General features: G+C 61.9%; 19 protein-coding genes. 13 read left to right on the top strand and 6 right to left on the bottom strand.

Annotation, left to right across the window (positions count from 1 at the left end):
* Position 1: 1 nt before the first annotated feature.
* The 5 genes from CRO22_RS04200 to CRO22_RS04180 all read left to right on the top strand — a co-directional run bounded on the left by CRO22_RS04200 (position 2) and on the right by CRO22_RS04180 (position 8594).
* Positions 2 to 3136, top strand: coding sequence for a type I restriction endonuclease subunit R (locus CRO22_RS04200; RefSeq protein ID WP_097068809.1), 3135 nt, complete (start codon positions 2 to 4; stop codon positions 3134 to 3136).
* Between the two features lie 30 nt (positions 3137 to 3166).
* Positions 3167 to 3535, top strand: coding sequence for a hypothetical protein (locus CRO22_RS04195; RefSeq protein ID WP_245860869.1), 369 nt, complete (start codon positions 3167 to 3169; stop codon positions 3533 to 3535).
* Positions 3536 to 3766: 231 nt separating this feature from the next.
* Positions 3767 to 5695 (top strand): hypothetical protein, encoded by a 1929-nt coding sequence (locus tag CRO22_RS04190; protein WP_097068808.1) that lies wholly within the window; start codon positions 3767 to 3769, stop codon positions 5693 to 5695.
* Positions 5689 to 6075 carry a hypothetical protein gene (locus CRO22_RS04185; RefSeq protein WP_097068807.1) on the top strand — a complete coding sequence of 129 codons (387 nt, stop codon included), beginning with the start codon at positions 5689 to 5691 and terminating at the stop codon, positions 6073 to 6075. The genes CRO22_RS04190 and CRO22_RS04185 overlap by 7 nt, the downstream gene beginning before the upstream one ends.
* Positions 6076 to 6077: 2 nt before the next feature.
* Positions 6078 to 8594, top strand: coding sequence for an Hsp70 family protein (locus tag CRO22_RS04180; RefSeq protein WP_097068806.1), 2517 nt, complete (start codon positions 6078 to 6080; stop codon positions 8592 to 8594).
* Between the two features lie 522 nt (positions 8595 to 9116).
* Here CRO22_RS04180 and CRO22_RS04175 read toward each other — a convergent pair.
* Positions 9117 to 9950 carry a methyltransferase domain-containing protein gene (locus tag CRO22_RS04175; protein ID WP_097068805.1) on the bottom strand — a complete coding sequence of 278 codons (834 nt, stop codon included), beginning with the start codon at positions 9948 to 9950 and terminating at the stop codon, positions 9117 to 9119.
* Between the two features lie 34 nt (positions 9951 to 9984).
* Here CRO22_RS04175 and CRO22_RS04170 point away from each other — a divergent pair, with 34 nt between their 5' ends.
* Genes CRO22_RS04170 through CRO22_RS04155 form a run of 4 tightly spaced genes read left to right on the top strand, consistent with a single transcriptional unit; the run spans position 9985 to position 12275 of the window.
* Positions 9985 to 10722: a ComF family protein gene (locus CRO22_RS04170; RefSeq protein ID WP_097068895.1), complete on the top strand. Its 738-nt coding sequence runs from the start codon at positions 9985 to 9987 to the stop codon at positions 10720 to 10722.
* Positions 10723 to 10754: 32 nt separating this feature from the next.
* Positions 10755 to 11012, top strand: a complete 258-nt coding sequence (grxC, locus tag CRO22_RS04165; RefSeq protein WP_097068804.1) for a glutaredoxin 3 — start codon at positions 10755 to 10757, stop codon at positions 11010 to 11012.
* Complete coding sequence (locus CRO22_RS04160; protein WP_097068803.1) at positions 11012 to 11842, top strand: carbon-nitrogen hydrolase family protein; 831 nt, start codon at positions 11012 to 11014, stop codon at positions 11840 to 11842. Before grxC ends, CRO22_RS04160 begins: the two co-directional genes overlap by 1 nt.
* A gap of 1 nt (position 11843) precedes the next feature.
* Complete coding sequence (locus tag CRO22_RS04155) at positions 11844 to 12275, top strand: MarR family winged helix-turn-helix transcriptional regulator (RefSeq protein WP_097068802.1); 432 nt, start codon at positions 11844 to 11846, stop codon at positions 12273 to 12275.
* A gap of 109 nt (positions 12276 to 12384) precedes the next feature.
* On the opposite strand, the gene CRO22_RS04150 is transcribed toward CRO22_RS04155, so the two are convergent.
* From CRO22_RS04150 to CRO22_RS04140, 3 genes are all read right to left on the bottom strand, one after another.
* Entirely contained in the window at positions 12385 to 13488 is a 1104-nt protein-coding gene (locus CRO22_RS04150) for a site-specific DNA-methyltransferase (RefSeq protein ID WP_097068894.1), read from the bottom strand.
* A gap of 109 nt (positions 13489 to 13597) precedes the next feature.
* Entirely contained in the window at positions 13598 to 14233 is a 636-nt protein-coding gene (locus CRO22_RS04145) for a ribonuclease HII (protein ID WP_097068801.1), read from the bottom strand.
* A 75-nt stretch (positions 14234 to 14308) separates the two neighbouring features.
* Complete coding sequence (locus tag CRO22_RS04140) at positions 14309 to 14689, bottom strand: hypothetical protein (protein WP_097068800.1); 381 nt, start codon at positions 14687 to 14689, stop codon at positions 14309 to 14311.
* 164 nt (positions 14690 to 14853) lie between these two features.
* Between CRO22_RS04140 and CRO22_RS04135 the strand changes: the two genes are divergently transcribed.
* From CRO22_RS04135 to CRO22_RS04120, 4 genes are all read left to right on the top strand, one after another.
* Positions 14854 to 15135 carry a hypothetical protein gene (locus tag CRO22_RS04135; protein ID WP_097068799.1) on the top strand — a complete coding sequence of 94 codons (282 nt, stop codon included), beginning with the start codon at positions 14854 to 14856 and terminating at the stop codon, positions 15133 to 15135.
* Positions 15113 to 15811, top strand: a complete 699-nt coding sequence (locus tag CRO22_RS04130; protein WP_097068798.1) for a winged helix-turn-helix domain-containing protein — start codon at positions 15113 to 15115, stop codon at positions 15809 to 15811. Before CRO22_RS04135 ends, CRO22_RS04130 begins: the two co-directional genes overlap by 23 nt.
* A gap of 70 nt (positions 15812 to 15881) precedes the next feature.
* Complete coding sequence (locus CRO22_RS04125; RefSeq protein ID WP_097068797.1) at positions 15882 to 16976, top strand: carboxynorspermidine decarboxylase; 1095 nt, start codon at positions 15882 to 15884, stop codon at positions 16974 to 16976.
* 47 nt (positions 16977 to 17023) lie between these two features.
* Complete coding sequence (locus CRO22_RS04120; RefSeq protein WP_097068796.1) at positions 17024 to 18259, top strand: saccharopine dehydrogenase family protein; 1236 nt, start codon at positions 17024 to 17026, stop codon at positions 18257 to 18259.
* A gap of 143 nt (positions 18260 to 18402) precedes the next feature.
* Here CRO22_RS04120 and CRO22_RS04115 read toward each other — a convergent pair whose 3' ends face one another.
* Both CRO22_RS04115 and otsB read right to left on the bottom strand, forming a co-directional pair.
* Positions 18403 to 19749, bottom strand: a complete 1347-nt coding sequence (locus CRO22_RS04115; protein WP_097068795.1) for an alpha,alpha-trehalose-phosphate synthase (UDP-forming) — start codon at positions 19747 to 19749, stop codon at positions 18403 to 18405.
* Positions 19737 to 20489, bottom strand: coding sequence for a trehalose-phosphatase (otsB, locus tag CRO22_RS04110; RefSeq protein WP_176518533.1), 753 nt, complete (start codon positions 20487 to 20489; stop codon positions 19737 to 19739). The genes CRO22_RS04115 and otsB overlap by 13 nt, the downstream gene beginning before the upstream one ends.
* Positions 20490 to 20577: the final 88 nt, after the last annotated feature.

The raw sequence follows: 20577 nt of genomic DNA, 5'->3' as shown, positions 1-20577 counted from the left end.
TTTGCAGTCAACCCTGACCGAAGCCGAAGTCGAAGCCGTTCTGCTCGATCACCTCGGGCGCCTGGGCTATGCCTGCCTGAACGATGCGGTCTCGGGCCCCGATGGGTCTGCGCCCGAACGCGAAGCCTATTCCGACACGGTTTTGGCCGGGCGGCTGCGCGCGGCCATCACCCGCCTGAACCCGCAGATCCCCGAAGATGCGCGCGAGGATGCGCTGCGCCGCGTGATCGCCTCTGACCGACCCTCGCTGATCGAGGAGAACCGGCGCCTGCACCGGGCGATGATCGAGGGCGTTCCGGTGGAATATCGGGCCGAGGATGGAGGGGTCCGCGGCGATGCGGTGCGGCTTCTGGACCCGGAAGACCGGCTGAACGACTGGCTGGCGATCTCGCAGTTCACGGTGATCGAGGCGGGCCACAACCGGCGGCCGGATGTGGTGGTGTTCCTGAACGGTCTGCCTGTCGCGGTGATCGAGGTGAAGAAACCGGGGGCCGAGGCCGCGACGCTTGGCGCCGCTTTCAACCAGTTGCAGACCTACAAGGCGCAGATCCCGTCGCTGTTTCGCGCCAATGCGGTGCTGGTCACAACCGATGGCATCGGCGCGCGGATCGGCTCTCTGACGGCCGATCTGGAGCGTTTCATGCCTTGGCGCACGACCGACGGCACCGATGTCGCCCCCAAGGGCGCGCCCGAAATGTCGGTGCTGATCGAGGGGGTGTTTGCGCGGGAACGCCTGTTGTCGCTGATGCAGGATTTCACCGTGTTCGGCGAAACGCCCGGCGGCATGGCCAAGATCATCGCGGGTTATCATCAATTCCATGCGGTGAAGCGTGCCGTGGTCAGCACGATTGCCGCCAGCCGCTCGGGCGGGGATCGCAAGGCGGGGGTGATCTGGCACACGCAGGGCTCGGGCAAAAGCCTGCTCATGGCCTTTTATGCTGGGCAACTGGTGCGTGCCCCCGCGATGGAAAACCCGACCCTCGTCGTGATCACCGACCGCAACGACCTTGACGACCAGCTTTTCGGCACGTTTTCGATGTGCCGCGACCTGATCCGGCAGACGCCGTTGCAGGCGGACAGTCGGGAAGACCTGCAAAAGGCGCTGTCGCGCGCCTCGGGCGGGGTGGTGTTCACGACCATTCAGAAATTCGCGCCGGAGAAGGGCGAGGCCTATCCGCTGCTGACGGATCGGCGCAATGTGGTGGTGATCGCGGACGAGGCGCACCGCAGCCAATACGGGTTCAAGGCGCGGATCGAGAAGACGGGCGAGATCGCCTATGGTTTTGCCAAGCACCTGCGCGACGCGCTGCCCAATGCCTCTTTCATCGGCTTCACCGGCACGCCGATCGAACAGGACGACGTGAACACCCCGGCCGTGTTCGGCCATTACATCGATGTCTACGACATCAGCCGGGCCGTCGAGGATGGTGCGACGGTGCCGATCTATTACGAAAGCCGCCTTGCGCGCATCGAACTTCCCGAAGAGGAAAAGCCCAAGGTCGATGCCGAAATCGAGGAGCTGACCGAGGATGAGGCGGTCGGCGAGCAGGAGCGGCTGAAGCGGAAGTGGTCGACGGTCGAGGCGCTGGTTGGCGCTGAAAAGCGGCTGCGGATGGTGGCGGAGGATCTGGTCGCCCATTTTGAAGCCCGCGTGCAGGCGATGGATGGCAAGGCCATGGTGGTCTGCATGAGCCGCCGCATCTGCGTGGATCTCTACAACCAGATCGTGGCGCTGCGCCCTGAGTGGCATTCCGATGACGATAATGCGGGTCTGGTGAAGATCGTCATGACTGGCTCGGCCGCGGACCCGGAGGATTGGCAACCCCATATCGGCGGAAAGGCCCGGCGGGATTTGCTGGCCAAGCGGGCAAAGGATCCGAAAGACCCGCTGAAGCTCGTCATCGTGCGCGACATGTGGTTGACCGGCTTTGACAGCCCCTCGATGCACACGATGTATATCGACAAGCCGATGCGGGGCCACGGGCTGATGCAGGCGATTGCCAGGGTCAACCGCGTGTTCCGCGACAAGCCAGCAGGGCTCATCGTCGATTACATCGGCATCGCCCAGAATCTGAAATCCGCGCTGGGCCAATATTCCAAATCGGATCAGGAGCAGGCGGGGATCGACGAGGCCGAGGCGGTTGCGGTTCTTCTGGAGCGTCTTGATGTCGTGCGCGCCATGTTCCACGGCTTCGACTATGCGAATGGGCTGACCGGCACTCCGCACCAGCGCCTGGTCGCGCTGGCAGAGGCGTTGAACTGGATCCTGGCCAAGCAGGACGAAGCGGCCCAGCGAGAAACCGACAAGGAAGCGAAGAAAGCCGCGCACCGCCGATACCCGGATGCCGTGCTGGCGCTTTCGAAAGCCTTTGCCCTGTGCTCGGCCAGCGATGCCGCCCGCGAAGTCCGCGACGAGGTCGGCTTTTTCCAGACCGTTCGGGCGGCAATGGTCAAGGCCGCGGACCCATCCGCTCGCTCCGCCGCCGACCGCGATCTTGCCATTCGTCAGATCGTGAATGGCGCCGTCGCATCGACCGAGATCGTCGACATCCTGTCCGCAGCCGGGCTTTCCTCGCCCGATATTTCCATCCTGTCTGACGACTTCCTCGCGGAAGTCGGTCAGATGGAAAAGAAGAACCTGGCGCTCGAAGCCTTGCGGAAATTGCTGAACGACGAGATCAGATCGCGCAGCCGTTCAAACGTGATCGAGACCCGGAAATTCTCGGAGCGGCTCGAAGACGCCATCGCGCGCTATCACACCAATGCCATCAGCACGGTCGAGGTTCTTCAAGAACTGATCGCGCTGGCCAAGGAGGTTCGCGACGCCCGGAGCAGGGGCGAGGAAACCGGCCTGACCCCCGAGGAAATCGCCTTTTATGACGCGTTGGCCGACAATCAGAGCGCCGTAGACATCCTTGGCAATGACCAGCTGAAGATCATCGCCCATGAACTTCTAAAGGGGCTCAAGGCCAACGTCAGCATCGACTGGGCGCACCGCGACAGCGCCCGAGCCCGCTTGCGGGTGCTGGTCAAGCGCATCTTGCGGAAATACGGCTATCCCCCTGACCTCGAAGACGCCGCCGTGCGCGGCGTCCTCGCTCAGGCCGAGGCGATGTTGTCGGAAATGTCGGGGTAACCGATCATGACAATAACACTGATACGAACCTTGATCCCGCTACTGGCCTTCGTGGTTGCCTCACCTGTGCTCGGCCAGAACTTTTCTTGCCGGATCGGCTCACAACCCGCCTGTCTGGACTACGGAGACCAGGTTTGTTCCAGCAGCGGGATGTGCGTCGACCGCGGCGCTGCCTGCTTCGACACATACCAGTGCAATTACGAAGGCTTCACCTGCAAATCGAACGTGACCGAATGCGTCGCGGCGCATGAAACGCTGCTGAAGGAACACAACGAACTGGTCGAAGACTTCAACGGCAACTTGAAGATCGCAAAGGAGATGGCCTCGAGGCTGGACAATATAGAGAGCTGCCTGACCTATGCCAGCACACTGGAGGACGCCAAACTATGTGCGCAATGAAACTCGCAATGAGAGCCGCGTACAGCAAAGAAATTTGTGGTCGTCGGCATGTGCGTCCACGTTCTACCACAGAAGTGTCCGACCGACATAAGCGTCTTGGCGGCCGTGCATCGGTGCCGTGCCCAGAAAAACGCTCGACGATCAAAGCTACCTGCTTGTGACTATTGGGAAATACGTGCCACCTTGCCTGAGGCAGGAATCAACGTTGCATCTACCGTGAACAGGGAGCGCATGTCACACAAAGCCTTTTCCCTAGAGAATAATCCGTTTCGCGTTCTCCAGGCCAATTATCGATCTTCCGCTGCCGAGATATCCCAACTTGTTGAGGATGCGGAACTCGATGGTATTCACTCGGAAGATGAATTGCAGAGAGCTCGTCAGGCCCTCGTTACTCCGAAGTCGCGTTTGATTTTCGAGCTGTCGTGGTTGCCCGAACTGAGCCAGCTCCAAAAGAGCAAACTAGAGGAAATATTGCGTCAGGATGACCCGGCTGTCATTTTGACCCAAATTGATCACTTTCCGGATCTGGCAAGAGCGAATATCGCTGCGCACCTCTGCTCCAAGGGGAATGCCTCAATTGAAGTTGTGTATTCATTGGCTCAATCTTGGGGCGAGCTTGATGAGGTAAACCTTCTCAAGTTTCTGAATGCGGAACGTCGCTCATCCGGTTTACCAGCGGTAGAAGAGAACCAGTTCCGGGATGGATTGAGGGATATTCGCCAGCGCCATGCCACTGCCGCTGCGAACTGGATATGGTCGCTTCCGGTTCCAGGGAAAGGGATGAATGACGTTGTAGAACAGGAGCTGGAGAGAAATCCCGAGGGGTCGTTTCTGCGGCACCTTGTCGAAATGTATGATAAGGAGAGTGAACCTCATCTTGCGGTTATCAAGGAATCCGTATTGACGGTGACCGAAGCGGCCAGGAAGGTCTCGGCCGATTTGCCTCAACATATCAAAGAAGTTGAGAGACTCCTTGCGGCGTGGGATTCAATCAACCAGCCAGTGCAGGTCTATTCGCAGTTTCGAGGTCAGGAGGAAGGACGCTCCAAACAATTGTATGAGATCATCCGCAAGCTGTGCCTCGAGCTTGCCAACGATCACGGTCGCTATGATGAGGCGTTGACGCTTTCGAACGCTCTGCTGACGACGTTTCCAGAACTGGAGTCGGTCGCGGAATCGCTCAAGGAGGACATAACTACCCTCGAGTCCCTGTCTCACCAGAAGAAGATCTCCGACAAACTGGATCCCCTTGTTGATGCCTGCGAGCGCGCGAAGAACAACGCATCGCGGTTCGGTCAGGCCTTGAGGTCTGATGGCTTCTCCGAGAGCGGTGGCAAGCTTCTGAGTGATGTCGTGAGATCCTTCAATGATGCGAGGAAGTCTCTGTCAGAGCCTGAGATGGCGTACCTTGTGGTGCGCGATCTGGCACTGTCGCTCAATAACGAAAGCAACGATCCGCAGTCTGCATTTCTCCTCGTTGATGGCCTGATTGAGCTTGGCAGCGGCAAAGGGCCCAAGGAGGTGCTTGATAAGTTGCGGGAAGAAAGAGCTATCCTTCACAAGAACTGGAAGATGAAGGAACTGGAGCGCCAAAGTGGAAATCTGAATGGGATGCTCAGGGTCGTCGATGACATGATTGTCTTCGCCAATCCTGCGGACCGTCGAGATTTGGAGAAGCTGAAGTCCAAAATTGAAGGCAAGAGACTTGTCAAGAAGGCGAAGCTCGTGCTTCTTGCGGGAATAGGAGCTGTCATTCTCTATTTTGTTCTGATGGATGAGTTCCGCAAACCTGCGTCCGGGCATTATTATATCCCGCCTGTTGCAGAACGAAGCACGGTTCCAGCGGTGCCGAGCGTTTCGGATCCGTACGAGGTTTCTGATCCGTACGAGGAGGATATGCCGCCCGTCGGAACTGGGCTGTCATTGACCCGAAACCAAGTGAGATACTGCATCTTTCAGGGTGCCCGCTTGGACTACATCCGGCCAATGACCACAAACAACAGACAGATAGACAGGTTTAATGCCCTGGTGGACGACTTTAACGCCCGCTGTGGGAGCTTTCGCTACACATCCGGTGTACTTGAGTCGGTGGAGGGCGAGTTGACGAGTAGAGCTGCGACACTAAGAGCAGACGCGCAAAGGATCGTGGCCTCATGGTAGAAAGTGCGAATACATCGGGTGTCGATCAGGAGTTGGTCGCGCGCCTTTGTGTGGAGTACTGGAAGCTCGTCAGGGCCAGCCAGCGTGCCGCCCAACAATTGCCAGACAAGGATGGAAAGCGCATGGCGGCCCAGTTGAAGTTTTCTGATCTGCAGCTTGCAACCATCTCTGGGCAGCTTGGCTTGAATCTGGTTTCGTTTGACGGCGAGCAATTTTCTGTCGGAATGCCTGCTTCTGCTGACAATGGAGAGGACTTCGGTCAGGATGAAGACCTCGTTGTCACCAAGACGATCGAGCCTGCCGTCGTGCGAGAGATGAAGGTGGTCCACAAGGGACGGGTTCTCGTTGCGAGGCGCAGCGATGAAGAGCGGGAGGAATAGCTTTGTACCTTGGTATTGATCTCGGAACATCCAATTCAGCGGTCGTGGGCAACATCAACGGGTCAACGAGGCTCTTCAAGACATCGGACGGCTCAGATGTCCTTCCTAGCGTGATCTATCTCGACAAGCGTGGGCATCGATTTGTCGGGAAGGCGGCCCAGGATCGTATCACCTCGGCGCCCGCAAACGTCGCGGCAGGTTTCAAGCGGCTGATGGGCACCAAGAGTCCGGTTCGAATTGGCGGCCTAGAGTGGTCGCCCGAAGAATGCAGCGCGGAGATCATCAAGACACTTGTCGGGCAAGCTCTGACCGAGAGTGGCGAGCGACTGATCGAGGGGGCGGTGATTACCATTCCTGCGGCCTTCAACCAAATGCAGAGCGAAGCAACGATCGCGGCGGCGAGGATGGCGGGCCTGGAAAGAGTCAGCCTTCTCCAAGAACCGGTGGCTGCGGCGATGGCTTCAATCGCGCACGGCAAGCAGAAGGACGGGGTCTTCCTAGTTTATGACTTGGGTGGCGGAACCTTCGACGTCGCGCTTGTGATGAGTACAGGCGGTGCAGTGACCGTGGTTGCACATGAAGGCATCAATATGCTGGGCGGTCGGGACTTCGATCGCATCGTGTTTGATAGCCTGGTGCGTCCCTGGCTGCTCGACAACTTTTCGTTGCCGTCGGACTTTCAGAAGGAGGGAACGTACCGGCATCTCTCGACGATCGCACATCGTGCAATCGAGAAAGCAAAGATTCAGCTTTCTGCATCGGAAACAGCATCGATTTTTGCAAGCGAAGACGAAGTTCGTGCCGCTGATCAGGAGGGAGAGGACATTTACCTGTCCATTGATCTTACCCGCGGACAGCTTGTTTCCCTCGTCAGGGATCGCCTCGAAGATTCCATTGATCTGTGCAGAAAAATAATCACAGAAAATGGGTATACCCATGAAGACATTTCTCGAATTGTGCCAATTGGTGGCCCGTCGAAGATGCCAATTGTCAGGGAAATGCTTCAATCTCAACTTGCGATTGAAGTGGAGCAGGGTCTCGATCCGATGACCGCTGTGGCAGTGGGCGCCGCGATATTTGCAGAAAGCAGGCAGTGGGAAGGTGATCAGTCAGCCCGCAAGACGAGTCGCGGACAGGAGACGGTAGCTGGTACGATCTCGCTGACCGTGGATTTCAAGTCGAGGATCGCGGAAGACAATGCGCGGATTAGAGTGACACCTACCTCTGAAGTTCCTGCCGGGTTTGAGATTGAAGTCGTGGACGAAGCCGGCGGTACGACTGGTCGAAAGCCATTCGACGGGGTCGTGAAACTGAGCGTGCCGGTTCGTAAGGATGGGGAAAATCGCTTCGTCTTGACAGTGCATAATGCTGCAGGTCGAATTGTAGAGGACCTGACACGCGAGATCACCATCGTTCGCACTCAAGCAAGCGCTGCAAGCATTCCCATGACTTACACGCTCGCGGTCAAGACGCAGACGGGAACGGTTGGCTATGAACGAAATCGTCTGGAGCCGATCCTGAAGAAGGGGACCGCACTGCCTGCCGAAGGGCGGCATAGGTTTCGCGCAGGCAAGCCGCTCAAGGCGGGGGAGGATGACTTCATCACGTTCGAATTTTACGAGATGCGCGAAGGTATCGATGATCCTGAGCGCAATCTTCATATTGGTGACTTCCGGATGAATGGGCGGGAGGACTTGGAGCGAGGAGAACGCATAAACCGCGGAGACGACCTGATTGTTCACTGGAAAATGAGTGACAACGGCACCCTAAGTTTCGCGGTCGAGTTGCCGAGCCTCGGGCGGTTGATCGACTCTCATAATTTGTACCTTGCCCCGGGAGGACATATAAATTTCGACGGGCAGCAAGGAGCAGAAGTGGCGTCTATGCTTCTTGAACGGGCGGAAAACGACTTGGAGGACCTCAACGAGACGCTCGGCGGCAAGGCGGATCCATCAGGTGATCTCCGGGCACGTATAGAGCGTCTTGATGCTGCGCTCTCCACCTCTGTTGATGCCGATACTCACAGATCCGTTGCGGAAGAGGCACGCCGGGTACGGCAGGAAGTGGCCCTACTTCGCCTGGCACCGGAAAATGAAGAACGGGTGCTGACGAAGGAGGTCAATGAGATCGAGGTTCAGTTTGACGACCTTCGAAACGACGCTCACCCGGTTGACGCAGATCGGTATGAGAAGTTGCTGGCGACAACGCGTCGGGCTATCCGCGAACGCGATTTCGACACTGCGAGGAATTCGCTTGATGAAATGCGGAGCATTCGGCTCAAGGTCTTGGCCGAAAGCCCTGAGTTCTTGCTCGCGATCTTCCAGAGACTCGGAGAAGAGAAGTTCTTGGCCATTGATGAACAGCTGCATGACCGCCTTGTAGCGGCCGGTATTGCGGCGGTGAAATCGAATGATGTGTCTGGATTGAGAGGCGTTATTGGTCAGATGTTTGCCAACAGGGTATCCGGCGGTGGTGACGCCACCGATATCGTCGAACTGGCACACATCCTTGGGAGTTGATGAGGTAGTGGTAGCGGCAGTTTGATCGGAATGTCTTGGGAAATCCGAGCTGACACTGGAGGCGCCTAATGAATACGTTCCGGGGCCGCTTGTTCTGCAAAACTCGTTACGCCCCAGGATCCAGTTTTCGCTCTCGGCAGCAGAAGGCGTGGTGTTAGGCTGCGCGTCTGCCTCAGGACGCCTGCCAAGCGAGCGGATATCAAGCCGCGTTTCGCATCGGGCGCAGATTGAACGCCGTTGACAGTGTGAAATAGTGTTGTGATCCTGCCCCCGCAACCAAAATACCCGACACCCCGCCAACGCCAAGGCGGGGTTTTGCTTTTGTACCCGCCCCCAAAGACAAAATCGAACCCAACTCCCCATAAAGCTCAATCACATGACCGCCAGGCGTGCTGTGACCCCCGATGTTCATCCGGCTGAAACCAGAGTCGTTTGCTGAATTTGGCGCGGTTGCGCCGACGGAGCAATGGGCGATCTGCGCAGCAGTTCAGTTGCGCGAAGCTGATCACCCCTTTCCTCACCTTATAAGAGCCCGTCCTCCGCGGGCATCTGGCAGCCTTGAAGCGCATCGGCGAGCCGCGCACGCGCGGAGCCGGGGCGGAGCGGTTTTTGCTGGCTTTCATGCGGCTTCCAGCCCGTGAGCCAGACCATGTCGAAGCTCGCCCGCACCCGGCCATCGGGCTCGGAAAAATGCGCGGCATAATGCGCGAGCGCCTGCGCGATCACCGCGCGGCGGGTAAATCGGCGCAACCGGTCCGAAAGCGCATTCGCCTCCCCCATCGCGCGCAGATCCGCCATCAGACGCAAGGGATCGGCATAGGTGACCTTGCGCAGCACACTGTCGGCCACCGGCAGCGCGAGCCCGGCACGGTTCAGAAGCCCACCCAGATCGCGGATCTCGCCCATCGGCAGCACCCGCGGCGAGAGCCCGCCCGTGACCGCCACCTCGGCCTCGGCCAAGGCCGCGCGCAGCTCCGAAAGCGTCTGCCCGCCAAACATCACCGCAATGAAAAGCCCGTCGGGCCGAAGCGCGCGGGCCGCCTGCACGATCTGGCCCACCGGGTCTTCGGCCCAGTGCAGGCCCATCGCATGGACGACGAGATCATGCGCTCCGGGGGCGAGGTCGAGCATTTCCGTATCGGCCACGATCTTCGCGCCGGGCAGAACCGCGGCCCAGGGCGTGGGAAAAGCTGTCACGAGGGCGGGCGACGTAAACGTTTTATTAACCTCGTTCAGCCTCTCATGAAGCTCTTCGGCGGCGTCCTCATGCAGGAACAGCGCCGGCCCCAGCCGCCCGGCCCGGGCCCGGTTGCGCTCCAGCGCGCTGCGATCTGTGAGTTTGTGCGAGAGTGTCATGGTTGAGACGGAAGATAAGGCCCTTCGCGGGCATATGCCAGATGGCTTGCGACAGTCACTCGAGATGGTGCTGCATACGATCTTTCCGCCGCGTTGCATCTGCTGCGGCGCCGCGGTGAGTTCGGATTTCGGCCTTTGCGGACCCTGCTGGCGCGAGACGCATTTCATCACCGGCTGCCAATGCGAGGCCTGTGGCGCGCCGCTTCCGGGCGCGGCGGAGGCCAAGGTGCTTTGCGATGACTGCCTTGCCTCCCCGCGCCCCTGGCTGCGCGGCCGCGCGGCCTTCACCTATGAAGGCACCGGCCGACAGCTTGTACTTGCTTTCAAATATGCCGACCGGCTCGACCTCGTGCAGCCGCTGGGCGAGATGCTCGCACGCACTGCCGCACCGCTCATCAGCCCCGGCATGGTGGTGGCGCCGGTGCCCTTGCACCGGCTCCGGCTCGTCAAGCGGATGTACAACCAGTCTGCCCTCCTTGCGCAGAGCATGGCGCGGCGGGTGCGGTTGCCCTGCCTGCCCGATCTGTTTGAACGCAAGCGCGCCACCCGCAGCCAGGAGGGGCTGAACCGCGCCGCGCGGGAAGCAAATCTCGAGGGTGCGATCCGGCTGAGGCCCAAATATGCGGAGCGGATCAGGGGCCGGCCGCTTCTCATCGTCGATGATGTGATGACCTCCGGAGCGACGCTTGCAGCCTGCGAGGAAGCGGCGCGCGCGGCGGGTTCGGGGCCGGTTTCGGTTGTCGTGCTCGCCCGCGTTGCGAAGGACGGCTGAACCCCTTAGTTTGAGGGCAACAAGGAGCCCTCATGAAACGCGTTGAAATCTACACCACTCGCAGCTGCCCCTATTGCATCGCCGCCAAGGAGCTCTTGAGCGCCAAGGGCGTTGCCTTCGAGGAAACCGATGTTGGCGCCGACCCGGCCCTGCGGAGGCGCATGACCGAGCGCGCGCAGGGCGGCTATACGGTGCCGCAGATCTTCATCGGCGGCGAGCATGTGGGCGGCTGCGACGATCTCCATGCGCTCGATGCCGCGGGCCGGCTTGACACGCTGCTGGCCAGCTGATGCGCGCCGCTCTCCTCCAGCTCTCGGTGGGCGACGATCCGGCGGCGAACCTGCCGGTGACGCGCGATTTCATCCGCGAGGCGGCTGCCGCGGGTGCGGGCTTCGTGCTCACGCCCGAATGTACCAACCTGCTCTCTTCCGACCGGACCCATCAGAAGGCGGTGCTTCGCCACGAGGAAGAGGACGCCACTTTGGCCGCGCTGCGGGCCGAGGCGGCGCGGCTCGGTCTGTGGCTGCTGATAGGTTCGCTCGGGCTGAAGACCCACGATGCCGACGGCCGCTTTGCCAACCGCTCCTTCCTGATCGGGCCCGCAGGGCAGATCGTGGCCCGCTATGACAAGATCCACATGTTCGATGTCGATGTGAGCCCGACCGAGCGCTACCGCGAATCGGAGGCCTACCGGCCCGGCACGCGCGCGGTTCTGGCCGAGGCGGAGTTTGCCAAGATCGGCATGGCGATCTGTTATGATCTGCGCTTTGCCCATCTGTTCCGCCGCCTCGCGCAAGCGGGGGCCCAAGTTCTCACCCTGCCCGCCGCCTTCAACGACACCACCGGGGCCGCGCATTGGGAAAGCCTGATCCGGGCGCGGGCGATCGAGACCGGCTGCTTCGTGCTTGCCCCCGCGCAATGCGGCACGCATGGCGCGCATGGCGACAAGCCGCGGCGCACGCATGGGCACAGCCTGGCAGTTGCCCCCTGGGGCGAAGTGCTCGCCGATGGCGGCACCGCGCCCGGTGTCACGCTGGTCGACCTGGACTTGACCCGGGTGAGCGCGGCGCGCGCCCGCGTGCCCGCGCTCCACCACGACCGCGCATTCGAGGGGCCCTGAGATGTCCGACCCGCTGGCCGCCGCGCTTTTTGCCGAGGTTTTCATGGCCGACCAGCTGGCGCGCAATGTGGTCAGCCGGGCTCTGCCCAAGGGCATGGAGATCTCGCATTTCTCGGTGCTGAACTACCTCGCCCATATCGGCGAGGAGCGCACGCCCGCGCAACTTGCCGCGACCTTCCACGTCACCCGCGGTGCGATGACCAACACGCTCTCCAAACTCGCCTGGGCCGGGCATGTGCATATCCGCCCCGACTGGGACGATGCGCGGCGCAAGTTCGTGGCGATCTCGCCCGCGGGACGACAGGCGCGCGATGCGGCACTTGCCGCCTTGATGCCGCGCATCACCGAGGTGGTGCGGGCGGTCGGCGCCGACAAGGTGCGTACCGCGTTGCCGATCCTGCGCGAATTGCGCGCCCAGCTTGAGGACAGCTGAGGCCGGCGCCGGGTCTGACGCAAAATCAAAAAGACCCCGCCGAGCGAACGGCGGGGCAAGGTCGTGCCCGGCAGGCCGGGCACTGGCGGTAACTTTTTGATCTTTGAGATCAGTTCATCTCGGCGCGGATCTGCTGGCGCAGAAGGTCGATCGGCACCAGCTTGCCGTCGCGCTTGAAATGCCAGTAGGTCCAGCCGTTGCAGCTCGGTGCGCCTTCGAGATGGGCACCGACCTGATGGATCGAGCCCTTCACGTCATTGCCCACAAGCGTGCCATCGGCGCGCACCTTGGCCTTGTAGCGGTTGCCGATGGAATAGAGCTCCTCGCCCGGGCGCAGCATGCCGCGTTCGACAAGCTGGCCGAAGGGCACGCGCGGCTCGGCACGTTTCGAACCGGTGATTTCGAGCGCCTCGCGGTCGAATTTGCGCACCTTCTCAAGCCGTTTCTGCGCCGCCTCGCGGTAGGCTTCCTCGCGTTCGATGCCGATGTAATCGCGCCCGAGCATCTTGGCCACCGCGCCGGTGGTGCCGGTGCCGAAGAACGGGTCGAGCACGACATCGCCGGGGTTCGTGGTGCCAAGGATGATGCGGTGCAGCAGCGCCTCGGGCTTTTGCGTCGGATGCGCCTTGTCGCCCGCCTCGTCCTTCAGCCGCTCGCCGCCGGTGCAAATGGGCAGTACCCAGTCGGAGCGCATCTGCACCCCTTCGTTGAGCGCTTTCAGCGCCTCATAATTGAAAGTGTATTTCGCGCCTTCGGATTTCGAGGCCCAGATCAGCGTTTCATGCGCATTGGTGAGCCGCTTGCCACGGAAGTTCGGCATCGGGTTCGACTTGCGCCAGACCACATCGTTGAGGATCCAGTAGCCCTGGTTCTGCAACTCGGCGCCGAGCCGGAACACATTGTGATAGGAGCCGATCACCCAGATCGCGCCATTGGGCTTGAGGATGCGTCGCGCCGCGGCCAGCCAGTCGCGGGTGAAGCTGTCGTAATGGCCGAAGGAGCCGAACTGGTCCCATGCGTCATCCACCGCGTCCACCCGGGAATTGTCGGGCCGGTGCAGCTCGCCGCGCAGTTGCAAGTTGTAGGGAGGGTCCGCGAAAATCAGATCGACGCTTGCCTCGGGCAAGCGGTTCATTTCCTCGATGCAGTCGCCTGCAATGATCTGGTTGAGCGGAAGCGCGAGCGGCGCCTTCCGCGGATCGGTCTTGGTCATCTGTGCCTCATTCTGCCCGCGCGGGTCTTGCCCTTGGGTCGCCAGCTTGTGCCGGTCTGTGCGCCCAAACATGAGTCAAAGCCGATTCGGCGTCAAATTCTTTTTTGAATCAGGGACTTACAGATTTTACTTGGCACAAGATATTGTGCACGGGGCGGAACGAACGCCTATGAACGGGCGTCACCCCCAGATCTAGGAGCGCCTGACGATGCTCCTTTGTCGGGTAGCCCGCATTCCGCTCCCAGCCATAGCCGGGGTATTGTTGCGCCAAATCCACCATCAGCGCATCGCGCGCTTCCTTGGCGAGGATCGAGGCGGCGGCAATGGAAACAGAGCGGGCATCGCCTCGCACTACCGCCTCGGCGGAGAGGGTGAGAGTTTTCGGGAGCCGGTTTCCGTCGACAAGCACATGATCGGGCGCGCGGCGCAGCCCGGCGAGCGCGCGCATCATCGCAAGGTGGCTTGCCTGAAGGATATTGAGCGCGTCGATCTCCTCGACGCTCGCATGGGCCACGCACCAATCCGCATGGGCGGTGATTTCGGCCACCAGTTCGGCGCGGCGTTTTGCCGAGAGCTTTTTCGAATCGTCGAGCCCCACGGGAACATGCGCGGGATCGAGCACCACGGCGGCTGCGGTGACCGGACCGCACAGCGGGCCGCGGCCCACTTCGTCCACCCCGGCCACGCGCAAAAGCCCGCGGGCGCGGGCGGTGATCTCGAAACTGTCGTCTGGTCTCTGGGCCATGCCTCCGCATGCCGCGACCCGGCGGCGGGCGCAATGAAAAAGGCGCGAGGTTGGCCTCGCGCCTTTGCGCATCGCTCAGCGGCGCTGGCTCCAGTCGCGCCGCCCCTGATCGTGGCAGCCGGGCGACTGCACCTCGATCCGGCGGCCGTGACGGTCGCGTTCGATGCGCACCACGCAGGCATCGGCGCGGCGGGGATCGTCGCGCCAGCGATCATGGCCGTGATCGCGGCCGCGGTCGTAATAGCCCCAGGCCGGCGGCGGCGGGCGGTGCGGCGTAGCGCGCGGCTTGTCATTCTGATCGACGATTGCGGCAATCGCACCGATGCCGAGCAGGAGGGCCAGCGCATTGCGGTCGCTCTCGCTCATGGCTGCGGCGGGCGTTGCGGTTATGGTGGTCAGGCCGAGCGCCAGAGCGGTGACGGCGGCGGTCAGGCGGGGGAATGTGAAGGCGGTCATGGGCGTTCCTTGTCTCGGGCGGTCAGAGCCGCGGTTGGGATGAAACGACCCTCGGCCCGGAACGTTCCGTAACGCAATATCAGGCCTCCGTTATCCGATAGCAGGCGCGCCAAACCCCTTTGGCTATTGCATAACGCGGCGCGGCGGCGCAGCTTTGGCGGATGATGAGACACATGCTTCCCGCCCTCATTCTGCTCGCTTTGGCCAGCCCCGCCGGGGCTCAGTGCTATGCCGATTACAAGGCCAAGCAGGACAATCCCCTGCGGCTCCATTACGGGGTGGCGCAGGTGCCCGACTCGGCCTGCTCGAAAGGGGGCGCCGCCGCGGCTCTGGCGCCACGGCTCGCCGCCGGGGGGTGGACGTTGCTCAACATCGTCTCCGTTTTCGGACCAGACAAACTCGACAGCAAGAAGGCCAGCGCCGGTGGCTATTTCCTCCGTTACTGAGGGGCTGAAGGCCGGGTCGCGCGCCGTGCTTTGGGGCGTTGGTGCGATTGTTGTCGCACTCTGCGCAGCGGCGGCGCTCTTGTTCCTCTCGCTCCCCGATGCCAATGCCTTCAACGCGCGGGTCGAAGAGATCTTCGTGCAAAACGATGCCCTCACCAACCCCACGCAATTGCGACTGCTTGAGGTCTTGGCGCAATCGGGCACCTCCTTTGCCGAGGTGCTCTCCTCCTATCGGCTGATCATCTTCATCCTGCTCGTGTTCGCCGCGGTGCTGATGGTGGCGGCGCTCGGGCTTTTGCTCACCATCGTCGGGCTCAACCGGCGCATGAGCGCGATTCAGCGCTCTGGTATCGAGGTGCAGAGCCTGCGCATCCTGCGGGCGGAAAACGCGGTGATGCTGAACGACATGGCCTTCACCCTCACCCCCGCGGCGATTGAGACCCTCGCGGTGCTGGCCGAGGCGCGGATGGACGATGATTTCGTCACCGGCGCGCAGATCGAGGCGATGATCTCGGGCAAACCCGAGGCCGATTGCGACGAGGCCGCGGGCGCCACCCGCATCAAGCGGCTGCGCGACGCCTTGGGCAATGCCCTCGTCAGCGAGCTTCTGGTGCGCAACATTTCACGCAAGGGTTACACGCTCGCCGTAGCAAGAGAGCGTCTGCGCGTCGACTGACCCCGATTCCTGTTGCTTATGGGGGGCGGGGGTCCTATATCGCGGCTTCACTTTTCGCGGGGGGGCGCCCATGATCCCGACACCCTTCTACCTGATCGACGAAGCCCGGCTTCTGGTCAACATGCGCAAGATCGACGCTTTGCGCGCGGCCTCCGGGGCAAAAGCGCTTCTGGCGCTCAAATGCTTCGCCACATGGTCCGCCTTCGACATCATGCGCCCTTACATGGATGGCACCACCTCCAGCTCGCTTTATGAGCTGCGGCTGGGGCACGAGAAGTTCGGCAAGGAAACGCATGCCTATTCCGTCGCCTGGTCGGACCGGGAGATCGACGAAGCCTGCGGCTATGCCGACAAAATCATTTTCAACTCGGTGGGCCAGCTCACCCGGTTTGAGGCGCAATCGGCCGGGATCAAGCGCGGGCTGCGGCTCAATCCCCGGTTCTCCACCTCCGGCTTCGACCTCGCAGACCCGGCGCGCCCGTTCTCGCGGCTGGGCGAATGGGATGTGGCGAAACTGCTTGGCGTGGCCGAGCTGATTTCGGGCGTGATGATCCACTACAATTGCGAGAACCGCGATTTCGCGCTGTTTGACGACCAGCTTGGCCGGATCGAGCGCGACTTCGCGCCGCTTCTGGAAAAGCTCGACTGGGTGAGCCTGGGGGGCGGCATCCATTTCACCGGCGAGGGCTACCCGCTCGACGCGCTTGCCGCGCGGCTCAAGGCCTTTTCCGAGCGCTTCGGGGTGCAGGTCTATCTTGAGCCCGGCGAGGCCTCGATCACGCAATCGACCTCGCTTGAGGTAAGCGTGCTCGATCTGCTCGACAACGGCAAGCAACTGGCCATCGTCGACAGCTCGATCGAAGCCCATATGCTTGATCTGCTGATCTACCGCGAAAGTGCAAAGCTGCCGCAAGAGGGCGATCACGCCTATCAGATCTGCGGCAAATCCTGCCTTGCGGGGGATATCTTTGGCGAGGCCCGCTTCCCCGCGCCCCTCAAGGTGGGCGACCGGATCTCGGTGGCCGATGCGGCGGGCTATACGATGGTGAAGAAAAACTGGTTCAACGGCGTCAACATGCCGTCAATCGCCATTCGGCGTGAGGATGGCACCGTCGAGCTGATCCGAGACTTTACCTACGAGGATTACCTCTCATCCCTGTCCTGAGGGGCTGATCGCCCCCCTTCCCTGCCTCATGAAAGGAGCCAGCAGAAGTGAAGAAGAACGTGCTTATCATCGGTGCCGGTGGCGTCGCGCAGGTGGTTGCCCACAAATGCGCGCAACACAACGACATTCTGGGTGACCTGCACATCGCATCGCGCACCCGTGCGAAATGCGACGCCATCATCGCCTCGGTCCATGCGAAAGGCGCGATGAAGGGGCAAGGCACGTTCGAGGCGCATGCGGTGGATGCGATGGATACGGCGGCGGTGGCGGATCTGATCCGCAAGACCGGCGCGCAGATCGTCATCAACGTCGGCTCGTCCTTCGTCAACATGACGGTGCTGGCCGCCTGCATCGAGACCGGAGCGGCCTATATGGACACGGCGATCCACGAAGACCCGGAAAAGATCTGCGAAGCACCGCCGTGGTATGGCAACTACGAATGGAAACGGCGCGCGGCCTGCGAGGCGGCGGGGGTCACCGCGATTCTCGGCGTCGGCTTTGATCCCGGCGTCGTCAACGCCTATGCGCGGCTCGCCGAGGACGAGTTCCTCGACACGATCGAGAGCATCGACATCGTCGACATCAACGCCGGCTCCCATGGGCGCTGGTTTGCCACCAACTTCGACCCGGAGATCAACTTCCGGGAATTCACCGGCACGGTCTATTCGTGGCAACAGGGCGCCTGGCAAGCGAACAAAATGTTCGAAGTGGGCAAGGAATGGGATCTGCCGGTCGTGGGCAAGCAAAAAGCCTATATGACCGGGCATGACGAGGTGCATTCGCTCTCGGCGCGCTACAGCCACGCCGATGTGCGGTTCTGGATGGGCTTTGGCGATCATTACATCAACGTCTTCACGGTGCTGAAAAACCTTGGCCTGCTTTCCGAACAGCCGGTGAAAACCGCCGAAGGGCAGGAGGTGATCCCGCTCAAGGTGGTGAAGGCGGTGCTGCCCGACCCGGCGAGCCTCGCGCCGGATTACGAGGGCAAGACCTGCATCGGCGATGTGATCAAGGGCACGAAGGGCGGCAAACCCGCCGAGGTCTTCATCTACAACGTCGCCGATCACAAGGAAGCCTATGCGGAAGTGGGAAGCCAGGGCATTTCCTACACCGCGGGCGTGCCCCCGGTGGCTGCCGCGATCCTGATCGCTCAAGGCATTTGGGATGTGGGCACGATGGTGAATGTGGAGGAGCTTCCGCCACGGCCCTTCCTGGAGCGTCTGGGGGAGATGGGCCTGCCAAGCCGGGTGATCGACACGCGCGGCACCGACCGCGCGATTTGAGCCGAAACCAAAGGCCCGCGCGCGCGGGCCTTTCTCCGGCCTCGCCCAGCGGCAAAGCGCAAACAGCCTCTCCGACACGACGGGCGCCTCACGCACGGACGCTCCCGTCTTTTACCGGGGGGCGATGCTCCCTATGCCTGCTGTTAGCCGAGTTCGCGCAGGAAATTCTCCGACCACCAGTGCACATCCTGCGTCAGCAGAACCTCGATCAACGCCTGATACCGTTCCCGCCGTTCGGATTGGGACATCGCGAGCGCAGTGAGGATCGTGCTCGCCATCTGCTCGGTGTCATGTGGGTTGACGATCAGCGCCTGACCCATCTGCTCCGCCGCTCCGGCAAATTGCGACAGCACCAGAACGCCCGGGTCTTCGGGGTTTTGCGCGGCGATGAACTCTTTCGCCACGAGGTTCATCCCGTCCATGAGCGGTGTCACCAGCCCCACATGCGCGGCGCGGTAGAGCCCCGCCAGCACTTCGCGGGGGATCGCGCGGTTGATGAACCGGATCGGCGCCCATTGAATATCGGCAAAGGTGCCGTTGATCCGGCCCGAAAGGTGTTCGGTCTCCTCGCGGATCTGGTCATAGGCCTGCACCCCCTCGCGGGTGGGCGGAGAGATCTGCAGAAGCGACACGTGGCGGTGCCATTCCTCGTGGCGGGAGAGAAATTCGCCAAAGGCGCGGAAGCGCTGCGGCACACCTTTTGAATAATCGAGCCGGTCGACACCGATCATCAGCCGTCGCCGCGTCTTGACGATGCCTTCGGGCAGGGCGCGGAACTGCTCCTCTGCAAGGTCCATGAATTCGCGCGCATTGATTGCGATCGGGAAGGCGGCGACCCGGCTTTGCCGTTGCCCAAGGTGCAGATAGCCCGAGCCGAGGTCGATCGCCTCGCCGATCTCGACCATCGAGGCGAGGCAGGCGCGCGTATCGCGCTCGGCCTGCAGCCCGATCAGATCGAATCCGGCGAGCCATTGGCAGATTTCGCGGCCATTGGGCAGCGCCTGCATCGCGAGCGGCCCGGGAAAGGGCGTGTGCAGGAAAAAGCCGATCCGGTTCGTCACGCCCATCACGCGCAGTTCATAGGCCAGCGCGAGCAGGTGGAAGTCATGCACCCAGATCCGGTCTTCCGGCTCAAGCATCGGCACCAGCATCCGCGCCAACCGCCGGTTCACCCGCTTGTAGGCGGCAAGATATTCCTGATGGATGTCCATCAGGTCGGTGCGGCCATGAAACAGCGGCCAGAGCACCGAATTGGCGTAGCCGGCGTAATAGTTTTGCTGCTCTTCTTCCGTCAGATCGAAGCAGAGCCGCCGAAATGGGCCACCCTCGATCTCGCGCAACGCATCGGAGGGCGTGTCGCAAAGCTCCCCCGAGGTGCCGATCCAGATGCCGCCTGCCTGCTCCAGCGCATCGCCGAGGGCTACGACAAGCCCGCCCGAAGGGTTCGCCCCGGTCGGGATCCGGTTTGAAAGACAGATCAGCCGTCCCATGCATCCCCCCCGATCGCAGTGGTGAGCCAGGCCCGGATTTCCGCGGGATCCGCGAGCCGGAAGCGGGCCGCCGTTGCGCCCGCGCCCACCTTCACCCCGTAGCCGCCATGCGCCTCGGCCCAGGCAAGGGCGGGCTCGTCGGTCACATCGTCGCCCGCATAGACCGGGCGGCGCCCGGCAAAGGGGGCGCGCCGGGTGAGCCGCGCGAGCGCGCCATCCTTGGAGGCGCCGCGCGGGCGCAACTCAACTGCCATCTTGGCAAGCTGCACCTCGAAGCCCGGAAAACGGCGCGCGGCCCTGGTTGCAAAAGCTTCGGTCTCGGCCTGCAATTCAGGCCGGGCGCGATAATGGAGCCCCGCGCCGAGTGATTTCGGCTCGTAAAGCAGCCCCTTGTCGGCGGCAAAACCGGCAAGCTCGGCCTGCAACGCCGCAAGGCCCTCGGGGCGCAGCGGTGGTTCCTCAAGGCCCCGCGATTCGGCGCCATGGCTGCCCACCATCGGCCCGTCGAAGCCGCTCAGATAGGTTTCGAGTTCGGGCAGCGAGCGGCCGGAGACGATGGCGAGCGCGCCATCGAGCCTCTCCGCCAAGGCGCAGAGCACGGCGGAAAGCCGCTCCGGAACAATTATCGCATCGGGACGCGGGGCGATCTCGACAAGACAGCCATCAAAATCTAGAAACAGCGCGTCCTGCGCGGTGTCGAGGGCGGGCGGAGCTTCCTCGGCTCCGAACGGATCACTCATCGGCATGCTCCAAGCTTAAGCGAGGCGCGACACATTTGAAAGGCGGCATTGACCTGAGCCATAAACCCATTAAGTCCGGGTCAGGTTT

Source organism: Rhodobacter maris (assembly GCF_900217815.1).
In the GTDB taxonomy this organism is placed as follows: domain Bacteria; phylum Pseudomonadota; class Alphaproteobacteria; order Rhodobacterales; family Rhodobacteraceae; genus Rhodobacter; species Rhodobacter maris.
This window is presented reverse-complemented; position numbering and strand designations above follow the sequence as displayed.